Source organism: Ilumatobacter sp. (assembly GCF_046290335.1).
Lineage (GTDB): Bacteria > Actinomycetota > Acidimicrobiia > Acidimicrobiales > Ilumatobacteraceae > Ilumatobacter_A.
Window position 1 is genome coordinate 68,154 of sequence record NZ_JBKAGH010000010.1, and the last position, 14,943, is coordinate 83,096.

Below are 14,943 nucleotides of genomic sequence, written 5' to 3' on the forward strand. Positions count from 1 at the left end.
TGGATGATGGACGCAGCGCAGCGAGCTGACGGCGAACGACGCCGACCCGGGCCGATCGTGGCGGGCGCGGTCGCTGCGGCGGTGATGTTCGGCTTGGGTCTGGTGAAGATCGGCCGGTCCTTCGGCTACGACGAGGGTTTCACGTACGCGTACTTCATCAACGGCGGATCGGTGCGCCGAGCGTTGACCACCCAGATCGTGTTCAACAACCATCCGATGTTCGCGGCGACGCAGAGCGTGGCATGGAAGCTCGGCCTCACCGGCGAGACGGCGCAGCGATTGGGGCCGCTGCTGTGCGGCGCGGTCGCGGTCGGCGTGGTCGTCTGGTACACGGCGCGGCGGGCCGGGATCATCGGCGGGGCGGCCGCTGGGGTGGTCGTGGCGCTCAACCCGTTCTTCTTCGACAACGCCCGCCAGCTGCGCGGCTATGCGCTCGCCACGATGTGCGTCGTGCTGGCGGCGGTCGCGTTGCAGCGGTCGTGGACCGATCATCGACGGCGTTGGCTCGTCGCGCAGGGCGTCTGCATGGTCGTGGCCGTGACGACACACAGCTACAGCGCGGTCACGATCCTGATGCTCGCCGCGTCGTCGCTCGCGCTGGGTCACGTGCGACGCGCGCACCTCGTCACCTGGGTGACCTCGGCGGTCGCCGCGCTCGCCATCATGTCGCCGTTGATCGACGACATCCGGGCGAACGCCGCCGCTCGGGGCTCCCGCTTCGACGAGTCCTTCCCGACCGATCTGCTTCGCGCGCTCGGCGGATGGGAGCGGCCGGCGGTGGCGATCACGTTCGCCGCGGCCGGCATCGGCGTGTTCGAGATCGGCCGCCGCTCGCGACGGCACGCGCTGGCGCTCGGCGCAGCGGGCTCGGTGCTCGGTGCCGTCGTGCTCCTGCTGTGGCTCGTCATCCAGCCGTTCGACCTGTACGCCCGGTTCTTCATCAGCGCGCTGCCGCTGCTCGCCGTGTTGGCCGGCGTCGGCGTCGGCCGCGTCGTCGACGGGATCGGTCGCCTCGCCGGGAGCGGATCGACTCGACTGATCGGTCAAGCCGCAGGAGCGGGCGTGGTCGTCGCGTTGGTCCTGGTGCTCGCCGGACCCGTGCGCGATCTGTTGCAGACCGAGTCGCCGATCCGTGATGCGGCAGGCATGGTCGATCGGGCACGGGCCGCCGGGCTCGAGGTGTGCGGCCGCAACACCGAACCGATGCTGGTGTACACCGCTCCGATGCCGCTGCTCAGTGGCCTCGACGGCTTCGGCGAGTGCGAGGTGTTCGTCAGCGTGTTGTCGATGTCGTCCGACGTTCGAGCCGCCGTCACCGCACGCTTCGATGGTGAAGCGCGACTCGGCGGCACCGTCGCCGTCTTCGCCGACGCGTCGGTGATCGACGCGATCGTCGCCGGCTCCTGACGCCGACGCCCCGGTCGCGCCGGCCGCGGCTGGCCAGCGTCCGGTCAGCGCTGCCGTGATCGACGAGCGAACAGTGGGGAGTACCGCACGATGCAGATCACGGCCTGTACGCCGTCACGCCAGCCGATCTTCTTGCCGTCGTCGTAGGTGCGGCCGGTGTAGGAGATGCCGACTTCGTAGACCCGCACCTTCATCGCGGCGACCTTCGCGGTCACCTCCGGCTCGAATCCGAACCGATCCTCGCGCAGGTCGATCTGCTGGATGATCTCGCGTCGGAACGCCTTGAAGCACGTCTCCATGTCGGTCAGGTTCAGGTCGGTGAACGCATTCGACAGCAGCGTGAGGAGGCGGTTGCCGACCGAATGCCAGAAATAGAGCACGCGGTGGGGCCGACCCGACACGAATCGCGACCCGTACACGACGTCGGCCACGCCGCGCTCGAGCGCTTCGAGCAGCAGTGGGTACTCGGCCGGGTCGTATTCGAGGTCGGCGTCCTGGACGATCACGTACTCGGCCGTGGCGAGCGCGAAGCCGGTCCGCAGCGCGGCACCCTTTCCCCGGTTGACGCCGTGCTCGACGATGCGGACGCGCTCGTCGACCACGCCACGAGCGGCGTCGATCGTCCCGTCGGTCGACCCGTCGTCGACGACGATCACCTCGGCGACCCACGGCGAGGCGAGGACGCGCTGGAGCAACGTCGCGACCGTGGCGGCCTCGTTGAAGCACGGCACGACGACACACAGACATCGGCGGGGCGTCAGCGGTTGATCGTGGACCACGCCCCGAAGCATTCCATGCTCGCCACCGTGGGCCAACCCCACCGCTCCGAGAGGGCGCGGGTCAGGTGGGACGACTGCGGAGCACGGTGCCGGGACGCGCCCCGGTCGGGGCGCCGTGGTCGAAGGTGACCTCGCCGGACTTGATCGTGTACAGGTAGCCGTCGACGTCTTGCAGCAAGCGCCGCCCACCGGCCGGGAGGTCGTGGACCATTCGGGGAGGATGCAGATGCAGCCCGGCGTGGTCGATCACGTTGACGTCGGCGATCTTGCCGGGGGCGAGTCGGCCACGGTCGGTCATCCCATACGCGTCGGCGGTCGCCGCCGTCTGCAGTTGCACGGCCCGCTCGATCGGGATCCTCGGACCGCGGCTGCGGTCTCGTGTCCAATGGGTCAGCATGTAGGTCGGGAAGCTCGCGTCGCAGATCAACCCGCAGTGCGCCCCGCCGTCGCCGGCGCCCGGGATCGTGTTGGGGTGTTCGAGCATCTCGCGGATCGCCTCGTGATCGTGTCCGTGGTAGTTGCCGAGCGGGGAGAACATGAAGCTCGTCCCGTCGTTCTCGAGCATCCACTCGATGACGACGTCCTCGGCGCGGCGCCCCTCGCGTTCCGCGACGCCCGCCGCGCTCGACTCGGCAGTCGGCTCGTAGTCGACCGGATCGCCCAGCCGGTAGATCTGATGCCACGCGGTGGCCATGTAGGTGACGAACGGGTCCTTCGTCAGCGGCTGCTCCGCGAGCAGGCGCTCGACGAACGCCGGGTCGCGCAGCAGGGCGACCTTCTCGGCCAGCGAGTCGCCCCAGTGCTCGCGGAAGCTCGGATGGGCGATGAAGGGGTGGAACGAACTCTGCAGCCCGAACAGCATGCCGGTCGGCCGCACGGCGACCTGGGGGATCAGCGGTGCGTTGGCTGCGGTGACCTCCGCGGCGTCGCCGAGGGCACGTCGGAACGCGTCGGGCACCCGGGGGGTCTGCGCGAGCGTGTACGTGGTCGGGCAGCCCATCTCCTTGAGCGTGTCGAGCCAGTCCTCATCGCCGCCTGTGCCGAGGTCGTCCGACACGTACTGGAACAACCCGTGGCCTGAATCGCGGACGGCTTCGGCGATGGCGATGACCTCGTCGGGCGTCGAGTGGGTCCCCGGGACGTGACCGTGCTTGGAGGTGTGCAGGAACGTGCGTGACGTGGAGAAGCCGAACGCGCCGGCGTCGAGCGCGTCGCGCGTGATCTGGGCCATCTGGGCGATCTCGTCGGGGGTGACGTCGTACTCGTGGGCTCGATCGCCCAGCACGTAGGCGCGCACGGCAGCGTGGGGTAACTGGCCGCCGACGTCGATCGTGCGCGGCATCTCCTCGAGCGCGTCGAGGTATTCGCCGTAGGTCTCCCAACGCCAGTCGATGCCTTCGTGGAGCGCGGTGCCGGGTATGTCTTCGACGCCTTCCATCAACTCGATCAGAAAGCCCTCGTCTCCGGGCCGTACGGGCGCGAACCCGACGCCGCAGTTCCCCATGATCACGGTCGTCACGCCGTGATGGCTCGACGGCGCGAGTTCCGGATCCCACGACACCTGGCCGTCGTAGTGCGTGTGCACGTCGACCCATCCCGGTGTGACGAGCGCTCCGTCGGCGTCGATCTCGCGTGCACCCGTACCGTCGACCTCGCCGACCGCAGTGATGATGCCGCCGGCGATGGCGATGTCGGCTCGTCGGGCGGGCGCACCGGTTCCGTCGACGACGTTGCCGTTGCGGATCACCAGATCATGCGAAGCGGTCATCGACACAGTCTCTCGCGTCACGCCGGCCCGCTTCGACTCCGGCGACAGAGTGGGTCAGACCCACTCTGTCGTTTTCTCGCGAAGTTCGCGGCGGCGGGAACCGGAGGGCGGTGACGAACGTCTCATCTGCATGAACCGGACCAGCACGCGGAACCTGAAGCACACCGTTGCGCCCACCATCGTCGCCGTCGGACTCGTCGCCGCATCCTGCACCGGGGGTAGCGGGACCACCGCCGGCCCGGACGGATCCCCGGCGCCGGACTCCCGAGTGCCGGGCACGGCTGACACGGGTGGCCCGTCTGGTCCGATCGGATTCGCTCCGGCGGCGTTGCGCCAGTTCGACGGCTGTTCGGCCTTCCTCGACTACGTGCACGCGGAGGGCGCCGAACGCGTCGGGCCGTACGGCTTCGGCGACCACGGCTGGTTCGGTCCGGACGTCGGGTTCGCCGTCGACGAGATGGATGGCGCCGCCGCCGTCGACGAGCCAGCCGAGGAATCGGCATCGTTCGACATGGCGGACGTGGCCGCGGCGCCGAACGCTGCGAGCGACGACTCGGCGGTGTCCGGTGGATCCGACGGAACGTTCTCGACCACCAACGTCCAGGTGCAGGGCGTCGACGAACCCGACATCGTGAAGACCGACGGCACCCGCATCGTCGCGATCACCGGCGACGTGCTGCACTACGTCGACATCGCCGACGACGGTACGACCGGCACCCAGCGGGGGTCGATCCGGCTCTCCGGCGAGGGAACGGGCGCCGACACCCCTACGTACAACCACGAGATCTTCCTGGCCGGCGATCGCGCCGTCGTCATCGCACAAGGAGAGGGCGGTTACTGGGGCGGTCCGGTACCGATGCCGGAACCGATGTCGGTCGATGCCGATGTCAGCATGCCGTTCCCCGGGCCCGGCTTCACCGGACTGACCACCGTCGTCATCGAGATCGACCTCAGCGATCCCGACGAGTTGCGCGTCGCCAACACGATGCAGATCGACGGCCGCTACATCAGTGCGCGTTCCGTCGGCGACGTCGGTCGCATCGTGGTGACCTCCCCGCCGCGCGATCTCGGCTTCGTGTACCCGTCGAACCCGAACGCGACCGAGTCGGCCGAAGCCGTGAACCGTGAGCTCATCACCAATTCCACGCTCGAGGACTGGATGCCGACCTACACGCTGACGGCTGCGGATGGCTCGTCGTCGACCGGTGACCTCGTGTCGTGCGAGCACCTCCACGCCCCGTCGGAATTCTCGGGATTCGACATGCTGTCGATCGTCACGCTCGATCTCTCGGCACCGCTGACCGCACCAACGGGTGGTGCCGCGGTGATGGCGACCGGCGACACGGTCTACGCCTCCGCCGACCGGATGTACGTGTCGACCAACGTGTGGTTGCCGCCCACGATCGATGATCAGCAGCGCGGCGTCTGGGAGGAGAACTACGAGACCGCGATCCACCGCTTCTCGATCGCCGGCGACGGCCCGGCCACCTACGAAGCGTCCGGCTCGGTCGAGGGGCATCTCCTCAATCAGTTCTCGATGAACGACCGCGACGGGACGTTCTTCGTCGCGACGACGACGGGGAGTCCGTGGGGGGGCGACCGACACCGACAACCGGATCATCGCGATGGAGGTCGTCGGCGACGAACTCGTCGAGGTCGGTCGTGTCGCCGATCTCGGGCTCGAAGGCGAGACGATCTTCTCGGTGCGCTACGTCGACGACGTGGCGTATCTGGTGACGTTCCGCCAGACCGACCCGTTCTACGTCGTCGACCTGTCCGACCCGACGAACATGACCGTGCTGGGCGAGCTGAAGATCCCCGGCTACTCGTCGTACCTGCATCCGATCAGCGACACGCTCGTGCTCGGCGTCGGACAGGACGCCAGCGACGACGGGTTCACGACCGGCACGAAGGTCTCGCTGTTCGACGTGAGCGACCACGCCAACCCACGCGAGCTCGACGTGTGGACGATGCCGAACGCCGGCAGCGATGCCGAGTTCGACCATCGGGCGTTCCTGTACTGGGCGCCGACCGGTACCGCGGTGCTCCCGCTGACGAGTTGGTCGGAGCAGTACTCGGGCGCGGTCGTGCTGAACGTCAGCGCCGACGGGCTCGTCGAGCAGGGCCGAGTGACCCACGTCGACGACGACGTGCAGTCTGGCCAGACCGACTGCGACGTGGTGTCGTTCGATGGGTTGACCGAGCAGGACGGCGACCTGTTCTGGATCACGCAGGATCCGGGGACGCAGGTGCAGACGTGCGGGCCGAACGACGCCGGCGGAGCGACCGGTCACTACTGCGACGTCATCGCCGTCGACCAGATCGACGACTGGTTCTACACCGGTGACCGCGAGCCCTCGTTCAGCGACTGGGTCGACCTCGACGGGGTCGACCGGATCGAATGGTGCTGGGTCGACGGACTCGACTGGGAGCGTCAGATCCGTCGCACGCTGGTGATCGACGGCCAACTCTGGACGCTCTCCAACGAACGCCTGCAAGCCAACGACCTGTCCACCCTCACCACCACCTCGGCGGTCGAGCTGAGCTGAGTCAGCCCGCCGTGCCCGTCCGTGCCCAGACCGCGTAGAGCGGGTCGCCGGGTGCGGACGGATTCCGGAGTTGCACGACGGGTTCGCCGAAGCCGTCGGTGAGGTCGAAGTACGTGGCGACAATCGAGCAGCGGCCATGGTCGTCGGTGGCGAGCCAGCCGCGGATGGCTTTCGTCGGGAAACAACGGTTCGAGAACGTGCACACGAACACCCCGCCTGGTCGCAGCACGCGAGCGACCTCCGCGAACACCTCGAGCGGCTGCGTCAGGTAGTCGACCGAGACGCAGCACGTGACGGCATCGAACGACGTGTCGTCGTAGGGGAGCGTCGGATCGACGTTGAGGTCACGCACCGTCCAGGCGTCGGCCATCTCGTTCGCTGCGAGTTCGGCGGCATTCATGCCGGTGATGTCGAGACGCCGAGGAGCCGTTCGGAAGTGCGAGATCCACGACGAGCAGATGTCGAGGACGTCGCCGGTCAGTTCGAGTTCGTCGTACAGGTCGGCGACCGCGGCGATGGCACCGTCGTCGATGTGCGTGACGAGTCGATCGAACGCGTAGAACTCGGCGTCGCTCGACTCGTCGGCCCGGTCGAAGAACCACGGCGGGAACCGCTCGCGGGCCGAGCGAGAGCTCATGCGTTGCCCGAGAAGGCCTCGTCGAGTTGGTCGACGGCGTCGTCGGACATCGAGGTGTAGAGGAGTTCGGCGCCGCGGAACCGGCGGGCTTCGTCGGCGAGCGCTCGAACGTGGACGTGCTCGGCCAGGATCACGACCGCCGACGTGCCCGGCCGTACCGCTTCCTTGAACCAGGCGACCCACTCGTCGGGGATGCCGAGATCGACGACTTTCGCAGCGACCGCCCCGGCACCGGCGCCGATCCCGAGGCCAGCGATCCATCCGACCGGACCGCCGACGACGAGACCGAGGAGCCCCGACCACATCGCGCCCGAGAAGGCTGCACGTCCCGGCGTGGGGTCGATGGTCTCGGTGACCATCACCTTGCCTTCCGGGGTCTTCGTGACGGTGACCGCGTCCTTCAGGTCGAACGCACCCTGTTGGCGCAGTCGACCCATCGCGAGGAGGTACTCCTTCGCGAGGAGCTGGTCGTCGAAGGCGACGCCGATGATCACCGGGGCGTCAGGGTCGGACACGATCCGTTCGTGCTCGGACAGCCCGAGGCGCAGCGTCGGGTCCGGCGGATCGAACGCTGCGGCTGCCGGGGGATTGCGGTCGTCGGTCATGCTCTTGTTGTACCTCATCGGCCGCTCCCCGACACTTCGCTGCCCGGATCGCGACCCGGGATCGCCGAGGGATCGCGGTCGGATCGCGGTCGGGTCGCGGTCGGGTCGCGGCCAGATCGAAGCTGGGTCGCGGTGCCGTCCCTACGATGTGGCGATGGTGACGTATCGCTCCCGGCAGTTCGGCTGGATCCTCATCGGATTGGCCGACGTGCTCGTGGTCGTGGCGTTCGTCTTGGGTGTCTTCGTCGGCGGCGCGCTGGCGCTCACCGGGCTCGTGTTGTTCATCGCGTCACTGCTGCTGACGTTCACGGCGATCCTCACGGTGACCGTCGACGACGAGCACCTGACCGCTGCGTTCACGCTCGGCTGGCCGGTGTATCGAGTGCCGATTGCCGAGATCACCGACACCGAAGCCGTGCGCAACGCGGCGTGGTGGGGTCTCGGTATCCGACGCGTCCCCGGCGGGGTGTGGATGTACAACGTCGGTGGACTCGACGCGGTCGAAATCACTCGCGGCGACGGTCAACGCTTTCGGATCGGGACCAACGATCCGCGCGGTCTGCTCGCAGCGATCGACACCGCCCGCCGCGCCTGAGCGACCGTGGGGGTCAGGCCCACACGGTCGCTGGCGCTTCGGTCAGCTGGTCTGCGTGCCGACCTTGAGGTCCTTGAACGGAACGCCCTTGTCGACCGCGGGTTCGCGGGGGAGGCCGAGCACTCGGTCGCCGATGATGTTGCGCTGGATCTCGTCGGTGCCACCGGCGATTGACGACTGGAAGCTGTTCAGCACGATGCGCTGACGATCGGCGCCGCCTTCGTCGTCCGGATCCCACGCGATCGACGACGGCCCCGCGAGCTCGAGCGCGAATTCACGCATCTTCCAGGCGATGTTGGAGCCGAACAGCTTGCCGAGTGAGCCACCGGGCCCGGGCGTCTTGCCCGCCTTCTGCTCGGCGCGGTTGCGCATCGCCACCATGGCCTTGGTGGTCTCCATGCAATAGATCTCCATCAGCTGCTGACGAACGACGGGATCCTGGAGCTTGCCGGTTTCCTCGGCGGCCGACTTCAGCAACTTGTAGGTCGGCTGGTTGATCTTGCCGGCGCCGGCGGAGCCGATCGCGACACGCTCGTACATGAGCATCGCGGTGGCCAGCTTCCAACCGGCGTTGTACTCGCCGAGGAGATGATCCTTCGGGATGCGGACGTCGGTGAAGAACACCTCGTTGAAGTGCGAGCCGCCGTCGATCTGGTGGATCGGGCGGATCTCCACACCGGGGGCGCGCATGTCGAGGATGAACATCGACAGACCGGCGTGCTTGACCTGCTCGGGATCGGTGCGGGCGACGACGATGCCGTAGTCGGACTTGTGTGCCAGCGTGGTCCAGACCTTCTGGCCGTTGAGGATCCACTCGTCGCCGTCGAGTTCGGCCTTCGACTGCAAGCTGGCGACGTCGGAGCCGGCGCCCGGCTCGGAGAACATCTGACACCACATCGTCTTGCCGGAGATGCTGTCGGCCATGTACGCGGCCTTCTGCTCGGGCGTGCCGTACTCGTGCAGCATCGGCAGGCACATCCCGTGGCTGATGATGAACTCACCGTCCATCATCCGGTAGTTGCCCTTGACCTCTCGCCAGATCTTCTCGTGAGCGAGGCTCAGCCCGCTGCCGCCGAACTCCTCCGGATAGGGGATGCCGGCGAGGCCGGCACCAGCGGCTGCAGCCAGGAACGCCTTCTGGTCGTCGATGTTCGGAATCGCGTTACCCGACTTGATGGCATGCGCCTCCATGAAGTCGACGCACTTCTGGCGGAACTCGGCGGTTGCTTCGGGGGTGAGGGTGTCGCTCATGTCGGCTACTCCTGATGGGTCAGTCGACCGCATCCGGGCGATCCGGGCGGTCGAGGTCGATCGGCTTGGAACATACTGTATGGCGTCGTACAGTATGTGTCCAGACGGGTGGTCGATTCCGAGTCGCACCGGCCGACAACTCCGACGTCGACCCACATCGCATCATGAGCAGCCTGACCAACAACGAACTCGACGCACCGCCGTGGTTGCGGGTCGAGTCGACGCTGATGGCGACGGCGCGCCTCGTGCGCGAAGCGTTCGACTGCCGCCTTGAACCGCTCGCCTTGAACCTGACCCAGGCGAGCTTGATCGGCTACGTCGCCGAATTCGGCGCCACCACCCAGACCCAGCTTGCCGACCAACTCGGTATCGGACGCGCGGCCATCGGTTCGGTGGTCGATCGGCTCGAACGTCGAGGCCTCGTCGAGCGACATCCCGATCCGGCCGATCGTCGGGTCTGGCGTGTCGACATCACGGCGGCCGGCCGGATGATCGCCCAACAGATCAGCGACATCGACGAGGTCTTGCGCGCCGAGTTGCGTCGCGGGATCGGTCGCGAGGAGCGTCAAGCGTTGAGCTGGGTGCTGACCCGTCTGCAGCAGAACCTCCAATCCGCGATCGCCGTCACGTCAGCACCGGCGACATCGAGACCGCCATCGCCATCGACATCGACATCGACACCGCCGTCGACACCGCCTACCAAGATCCCATCAGTAACAGGAGAACACTCATGACCGAAGCAGTCATCATCGACGCCGTCCGCACCCCGGGTGGCAAGCGCAATGGGCAGCTCAAGGATCAGCATCCCGCTGCCCTCGCCGCACACGTGCTCAAGTCGCTCGCCGAGCGCAACAACCTCGACCCGGCGATGGTCGACGACGTCATCATGGGCTGCGTCATGCAGGTCGGTGAGCAGTCGCTCAACATCGGCCGCAACGCAGTGCTGGCCGCCGGCTGGCCCGAAGAAGTCCCCTCGACCACGGTCGACCGCCAGTGCGGCTCGAGCCAGCAGTCGATGCACTTCGCTGCGCAGGGCGTCATCGCCGGCGCCTACGACGTCGTGATCGCAGCGGGCGTCGAGGTCATGACCCGGACCCCGATGGGTGCCTCCATCGTGCAGGGCATGGGTTTCCCGTTCCCGCAGGAGCAGCTCGATCGCTACGCCGAGACCGGCCTTCCTCCGCAGGGCATCGGTGCCGACATGATCGCCGACGAATACGGCCTCACGCGTGAAGACCTCGACGCCTTCGGTGCCGAGAGCCAGCAGCGCGCCGCGGTCGCCCGCGACGAAGGTCGCTTCGAGAACGAGATCGTTCCGGTCGAAGTCGAACTCGACGGCGAGACCGTGGTGGTCAAGAACGACGAGGGCATCCGTGAAGGCACGACGGCAGAGTCGCTCGCCAAGCTCAAGCCGGCGTTCAAGGAAGACGGCAAGATCACCGCTGGCAACTCCTCGCAGATCTCCGACGGCGCGTCGGCCGTGCTCATCATGAGCGCCGAGAAGGCCGCGGAACTCGGCATGAAGCCGCGGGCCAAGTTCCACAGCTTCGCCCTCGCCGGCACCGACCCGGTCACCATGCTCAAGGGCCCGATCCCGGCCACGAAGAAGATCCTCGAGAAGACCGGCCTGACCATCGACGACATCGACCTCTTCGAAGTCAACGAAGCCTTCGCGTCCGTCGTGCTCGCCTGGCAGAAAGAGACCGGCGCCGACATGAGCAAGGTCAACGTCAACGGCGGAGCGATCGCGCTCGGTCACCCGCTCGGCGCATCGGGCACCAAGTTGATGGCGACGCTGCTCAACGAACTCGAGCGCACCGGCGGCCGTTACGGTCTGCAGGTGATGTGCGAAGGCGGCGGCATGGCCAACGCCACCATCATCGAACGCCTCGACTGATCCGCAACGCAGCACCGAGCGCGCCGTCGATCGGCGCGCTCGGGAGCCGTCGGCGAGTTGGGCGTCGGCGAGTCGGGCGTAGGTTGGGATACATGACGATCACCGACGAGAAGTACGTGTCGCTCACCACCTACAAGCGAGACGGGTCGACCAAGTCGCTGCCGGTCTGGATCGCCGACTTCGGTGACGGGACGATCGGCTTCACGACGTCGTCCTCGAGTTACAAGGTCAAACGGATCATCAACGATCCGAGGGTGATCCTGCAGCCGAGCAACTCCAAGGGTGACGTACGCGACGGCACCGAGCCGGTCACCGGCACCGCCGTGGTGGCCACGGGCGACGGGTTCGCCCGCTACGAACCATTCCTTCGGGCCAAGTACGGGTTGCAGTACCGCGGCATCAAGCTCTTCGGTGCCGTGATGAAGCTGATCAAGCGTGGCTCGGGCACCGACGCCGCGGTCGTGATCACGCTCGACTGACCGCCAGATCGAGGCGTATCGGTTTGTGTCAGACACAAACCGATACGCCTCGCAGCCGTTCTGCGGTCGTTCAGTTTTCGTCAACGTGTCAAGTCGGGCGGTGTCGCTGCCGATCTGTTCGACGTGACGGATCGCACGCGCCTGGAGCAACTCATCGCCGATCCTTCGTCGCGCGTCATGGCGTTCGACCCGCTCGGTGGCGTGACGGTCCCGATTCCCGAGTCGATCCAGGTGAACGAAGTGCAGCTGCTCGACACGCCGGGCCCGCTCGACATCCTCGAGGCCGAGACGCAAGGAGCAGCCGTCGTCGCCTACGAGAGCGCGCGCCGCTCCGGACACGGCACGGCACACGTTCGAATGCTCGCGGACGACCAACGTTGGTGGCTCGAGATCTTCGATCTCACCGAGCGCGACGGTTGCTTCGTCGCGGTCGCGACCCCTGATCTCACCGCCGGGACCTCCCAACGGCTCGCGACGTCGATCGCACCGCGGCGATGCGAGTATCGACTGAGCATCACGGGCATGATCGAATCGATCAACCCCGAGTTCACCGCCATGCTCGGCTGGACTGCGGAGGAGGTCGTCGGCGACTCGTCGATGACGCTCATCCACCCGGACGATCACGAAGCCGGCATCGTCGCCTGGATCGAGATGCTCGAGTCTCCGGGAACCAAGACACGTCTGCGGCAGCGGTTCCGAACCAAGCGCGGCTCGTGGCTGTGGTGCGAGAGCACCGACCACAACGCGCTCGACGATCCGGAGACCCCGCACGTGCTCGGCGAGATCCTCGACGTGTCCCGTGAGGTCGCCGCCGAGTCGGCGTTGCAGCAGCGAGAGACGGTGCTCGATCGTCTGTACCGAGCGCTCCCGACCGGGGTGCTGGTCCTGAATCAGGACGGTTCGATCGCTGCGGAGAACGATCGGTGGCGCATGCTCACCGGTGCCGAGTCCGCGACCGGGCTCGACGGGTTGCTGGACCGCGTGGCCGACCGAGCGGTCGTCAGCCGCATCGTCGACGAAGCGATTCGCGACGGGGCCGATCGTGACCTCGCGGTGGATCTCGACGGATGCGGCGAGTGTCGTCATGGCGTCCTGCACCTTCGACCACTGCACGAGGCCGGGCACCGCGTCGGGCTGCTCGTCACGCTCGACGACACCACGGCGAAGCACGAGCAGGCGCTCGCGCTCGCCGACCAGATGCGGCGCGATCCGCTGACGGGAGCGCTCAACCGGCGTGGCTTGGACGAGGCGCTGGCGGCAGCGCTCGGCACCGATCGCCACCTCGACGTCTTGTACCTCGATCTCGACTCGTTCAAATCCGTGAACGACACCTACGGACACGCCGGTGGCGATCGCGTGCTGTGCGCGGTGACCGAGTGCATCGAGCGCTCCGTTCCTCCCGGCAGCATCACCGCCCGCATCGGCGGTGACGAGTTCCTGATCGTGCTCGTCGACTCGCACTCGCAGAGCTCCGCCATCGGTGAACTGCTGCGCTCTGGCGTCGAAGAGCTACGTCGTGAGCTCGCCGCCGACACGCTGCTGAGCGTTTCGATCGGACGATCCGAGCGACGACCGGGCGACGACTTCGACTCGCTCATCGCCCGCGCGGATGCGGAGATGTACCGGGTGAAGCCGCAGAACCGTCGGCTGACGGACGCGCCGTCGATGTCGACGGCCGCGACCTGATCGCACCGCCCCGGCCGAGCCGGCGAACGTCAGGCGGGTTTCGCGGCACCCAGCGAGTACATCATCGGGCAGCGGTCGATCTGGTGATCCGGAAGGTAGAAGCGCTCGTCTCGCTCGATCTGGTTCGACAGGAGCCGCCAGTCGAGGAAGCGGTGCTCCTCCAGGAGATCGACCTGCAGACCGGCCGCGGTGAGTGCCGTGAAGACCTCCCCGAGCCCGTGGTTCCACTCGTAGGTGCCGGTGTTGGTGATCTGATCGCCTGCCGTCTCGACCGAGGCGAACAGGTCGCGCTGCGCCCAGGGATCCGCCGGACTGGTCGAGTCCGGTGACCTGGGCGCCCAGGCGAGCGAGCGAGAGCGTGTCGGTGCCGATGTGGCACTGGAGGTGGAGCACCCGGCGTCCGGTGAGGTCGCCGAGGTGGCGGCGATCGAAGTCGACGACGTCGCCGAGCAGCGTCGGGTCGCGACGAAAGCGGTCGAGTCGGTAGCCCATCTCGTCGCGTGCGTGCAGCTTCGCGCGGTCGTCCCAGTTGCGCCGGTTGGCGTCGAAGTAGTGCGTCTGCGGCTGCGACATGCGCCGATGCTCGCAGAGTCGTAGCGCCGTTCGGCATCGATGCAGGCGTAACGGTTTGTGTCAGACACAAACCGTTACGCCTGGTGCGGTCAGGTGGGCCGGTCGCCGAAGTCGATGCCGCCGGTTCGGGTCTTCTTGAGCTCGAAGAAGCCGTCGACGTCCATCATCGCGGTGAGGGCATCCCACATCTTGAGCGCCGCCTCACGGGTCGGGACCTTGTTGATGACCGGTCCGAAGTAGCCGACGCGAACGCCGGACGAGTTCGTCATCGCGATGATCGGCGTGCCCACGTCGTTGCCGACGAGGCTGAGACCGTCGTCCATCGCGGTGCGGATCGCGTCGTCCCACTGTTCGTCGTGCTCGGCATCAGCGAACGCAGGATCGAGCCCGACCGAGACCAGAACATCGGCGATCTCGAGGTCGCGATCCTTGTCGTGATGGATGCGAGCTCCCAGTTCCCAATACAGAGCGAAGACGTCACGGTTCGCCTGCTCGGATGTGGCGGCGGACGCCCGGATCGCTTCCATCACGCGGAGATGACCGTGCGTCTGCTTGACGGGCCCGTAGTAGTCGGACCCCTCCTCGGGTTCGTTCTTGAACAGCAAGCTGATGGACCGCCAGCCGATCACGAGGTTGCGATGCGGTGCCACTTCGTCGACGACCCAACGGGCCGTCACCCAGCAGAAGGGTCAAATCGGGTCGATCCAGAACTCGATC

The 14,943-nt window shown here is 67.2% G+C and carries 14 protein-coding genes and 2 pseudogenes; 8 read left to right on the forward strand and 8 right to left on the reverse strand.

Annotated features, from left to right (window positions below; translation table 11 throughout):
* Positions 1 to 3 precede the first annotated feature (3 nt).
* Positions 4 to 1,407 (forward strand): glycosyltransferase family 39 protein, encoded by a 1,404-nt coding sequence (locus ACE37B_RS23875; RefSeq protein WP_409925865.1) that lies wholly within the window; start codon positions 4 to 6, stop codon positions 1,405 to 1,407.
* 44 nt (positions 1,408 to 1,451) lie between these two features.
* Here the strand turns inward: ACE37B_RS23875 and ACE37B_RS23880 are convergent, their stop codons facing one another.
* The 3 genes from ACE37B_RS23880 to ACE37B_RS23890 form a co-directional block, all read right to left on the reverse strand.
* The gene (locus ACE37B_RS23880) at positions 1,452 to 2,186 is read right to left on the reverse strand and encodes a glycosyltransferase family 2 protein (RefSeq protein ID WP_409925866.1); all 735 of its coding nucleotides are present in this window, start codon (positions 2,184 to 2,186) and stop codon (positions 1,452 to 1,454) included.
* A 61-nt stretch (positions 2,187 to 2,247) separates the two neighbouring features.
* Positions 2,248 to 3,954, reverse strand: coding sequence for an N-acyl-D-amino-acid deacylase family protein (locus ACE37B_RS23885; protein ID WP_409925867.1), 1,707 nt, complete (start codon positions 3,952 to 3,954; stop codon positions 2,248 to 2,250).
* Between the two features lie 363 nt (positions 3,955 to 4,317).
* On the reverse strand, positions 4,318 to 4,608 hold the full coding sequence (locus tag ACE37B_RS23890; protein ID WP_409925932.1) for a hypothetical protein: 291 nt from the start codon (positions 4,606 to 4,608) through the stop codon (positions 4,318 to 4,320).
* Here ACE37B_RS23890 and ACE37B_RS23895 point away from each other — a divergent pair.
* Positions 4,586 to 5,485, forward strand: a pseudogene (locus ACE37B_RS23895) (beta-propeller domain-containing protein); the annotation flags it as partial. The gene ACE37B_RS23890 and the pseudogene ACE37B_RS23895 sit on opposite strands and share 23 nt — an antisense overlap.
* Before the next feature lie 79 nt (positions 5,486 to 5,564).
* Positions 5,565 to 6,503, forward strand: a pseudogene (locus ACE37B_RS23900) (beta-propeller domain-containing protein); the annotation flags it as partial.
* Position 6,504: 1 nt separating this feature from the next.
* On the opposite strand, the gene ACE37B_RS23905 reads toward ACE37B_RS23900, so the two are convergent.
* Both ACE37B_RS23905 and ACE37B_RS23910 read right to left on the reverse strand, forming a co-directional pair.
* Complete coding sequence (locus tag ACE37B_RS23905; protein WP_409925868.1) at positions 6,505 to 7,140, reverse strand: class I SAM-dependent methyltransferase; 636 nt, start codon at positions 7,138 to 7,140, stop codon at positions 6,505 to 6,507.
* Positions 7,137 to 7,745 (reverse strand): DUF1269 domain-containing protein, encoded by a 609-nt coding sequence (locus ACE37B_RS23910; protein ID WP_409925869.1) that lies wholly within the window; start codon positions 7,743 to 7,745, stop codon positions 7,137 to 7,139. The genes ACE37B_RS23905 and ACE37B_RS23910 overlap by 4 nt, the downstream gene beginning before the upstream one ends.
* Before the next feature lie 154 nt (positions 7,746 to 7,899).
* Here ACE37B_RS23910 and ACE37B_RS23915 point away from each other — a divergent pair, with 154 nt between their 5' ends.
* Entirely contained in the window at positions 7,900 to 8,340 is a 441-nt protein-coding gene (locus tag ACE37B_RS23915; RefSeq protein ID WP_409925870.1) for a hypothetical protein, read from the forward strand.
* Positions 8,341 to 8,382: 42 nt separating this feature from the next.
* On the opposite strand, the gene ACE37B_RS23920 is transcribed toward ACE37B_RS23915, so the two are convergent.
* Positions 8,383 to 9,591, reverse strand: a complete 1,209-nt coding sequence (locus ACE37B_RS23920; RefSeq protein WP_409925871.1) for an acyl-CoA dehydrogenase family protein — start codon at positions 9,589 to 9,591, stop codon at positions 8,383 to 8,385.
* Between the two features lie 164 nt (positions 9,592 to 9,755).
* Between ACE37B_RS23920 and ACE37B_RS23925 the strand changes: the two genes are divergently transcribed.
* The 4 genes from ACE37B_RS23925 to ACE37B_RS23940 all read left to right on the forward strand — a co-directional run bounded on the left by ACE37B_RS23925 (position 9,756) and on the right by ACE37B_RS23940 (position 13,653).
* Complete coding sequence (locus ACE37B_RS23925) at positions 9,756 to 10,325, forward strand: MarR family winged helix-turn-helix transcriptional regulator (protein ID WP_409925872.1); 570 nt, start codon at positions 9,756 to 9,758, stop codon at positions 10,323 to 10,325.
* Complete coding sequence (locus ACE37B_RS23930) at positions 10,322 to 11,488, forward strand: thiolase family protein (protein WP_409925873.1); 1,167 nt, start codon at positions 10,322 to 10,324, stop codon at positions 11,486 to 11,488. Before ACE37B_RS23925 ends, ACE37B_RS23930 begins: the two co-directional genes overlap by 4 nt.
* A gap of 92 nt (positions 11,489 to 11,580) precedes the next feature.
* Positions 11,581 to 11,967 carry a PPOX class F420-dependent oxidoreductase gene (locus tag ACE37B_RS23935; protein ID WP_409925874.1) on the forward strand — a complete coding sequence of 129 codons (387 nt, stop codon included), beginning with the start codon at positions 11,581 to 11,583 and terminating at the stop codon, positions 11,965 to 11,967.
* A 123-nt stretch (positions 11,968 to 12,090) separates the two neighbouring features.
* Positions 12,091 to 13,653, forward strand: coding sequence for a diguanylate cyclase domain-containing protein (locus ACE37B_RS23940; protein WP_409925875.1), 1,563 nt, complete (start codon positions 12,091 to 12,093; stop codon positions 13,651 to 13,653).
* Between the two features lie 29 nt (positions 13,654 to 13,682).
* Here ACE37B_RS23940 and ACE37B_RS23945 read toward each other — a convergent pair whose 3' ends face one another.
* Together ACE37B_RS23945 and ACE37B_RS23950 are read right to left on the reverse strand one after the other, a co-directional pair.
* On the reverse strand, positions 13,683 to 14,294 hold the full coding sequence (locus tag ACE37B_RS23945; RefSeq protein ID WP_409925876.1) for a hypothetical protein: 612 nt from the start codon (positions 14,292 to 14,294) through the stop codon (positions 13,683 to 13,685).
* Positions 14,295 to 14,315: 21 nt separating this feature from the next.
* Complete coding sequence (locus ACE37B_RS23950) at positions 14,316 to 14,903, reverse strand: disulfide bond formation protein DsbA (RefSeq protein ID WP_409925877.1); 588 nt, start codon at positions 14,901 to 14,903, stop codon at positions 14,316 to 14,318.
* Between the last annotated feature and the right edge of the window lie 40 nt (positions 14,904 to 14,943).

Excerpts from the sequence above, each read along its gene's own strand:
- ACE37B_RS23890 (WP_409925932.1), bottom strand. The coding sequence starts at position 4,608 with ATGCGGGTGCCGTCGGTCTTCACGATGTCGGGTTCGTCGACGCCCTGC.
- ACE37B_RS23905 (WP_409925868.1), bottom strand. The coding sequence starts at position 7,140 with ATGAGCTCTCGCTCGGCCCGCGAGCGGTTCCCGCCGTGGTTCTTCGAC.
- ACE37B_RS23935 (WP_409925874.1), top strand. The coding sequence starts at position 11,581 with ATGACGATCACCGACGAGAAGTACGTGTCGCTCACCACCTACAAGCGA.
- ACE37B_RS23875 (WP_409925865.1), top strand. The coding sequence starts at position 4 with ATGATGGACGCAGCGCAGCGAGCTGACGGCGAACGACGCCGACCCGGG.
- ACE37B_RS23925 (WP_409925872.1), top strand. The coding sequence starts at position 9,756 with ATGAGCAGCCTGACCAACAACGAACTCGACGCACCGCCGTGGTTGCGG.
- ACE37B_RS23910 (WP_409925869.1), bottom strand. The coding sequence starts at position 7,745 with ATGACCGACGACCGCAATCCCCCGGCAGCCGCAGCGTTCGATCCGCCG.
- ACE37B_RS23885 (WP_409925867.1), bottom strand. The coding sequence starts at position 3,954 with ATGACCGCTTCGCATGATCTGGTGATCCGCAACGGCAACGTCGTCGAC.
- ACE37B_RS23920 (WP_409925871.1), bottom strand. The coding sequence starts at position 9,591 with ATGAGCGACACCCTCACCCCCGAAGCAACCGCCGAGTTCCGCCAGAAG.
- ACE37B_RS23915 (WP_409925870.1), top strand. The coding sequence starts at position 7,900 with ATGGTGACGTATCGCTCCCGGCAGTTCGGCTGGATCCTCATCGGATTG.
- ACE37B_RS23930 (WP_409925873.1), top strand. The coding sequence starts at position 10,322 with ATGACCGAAGCAGTCATCATCGACGCCGTCCGCACCCCGGGTGGCAAG.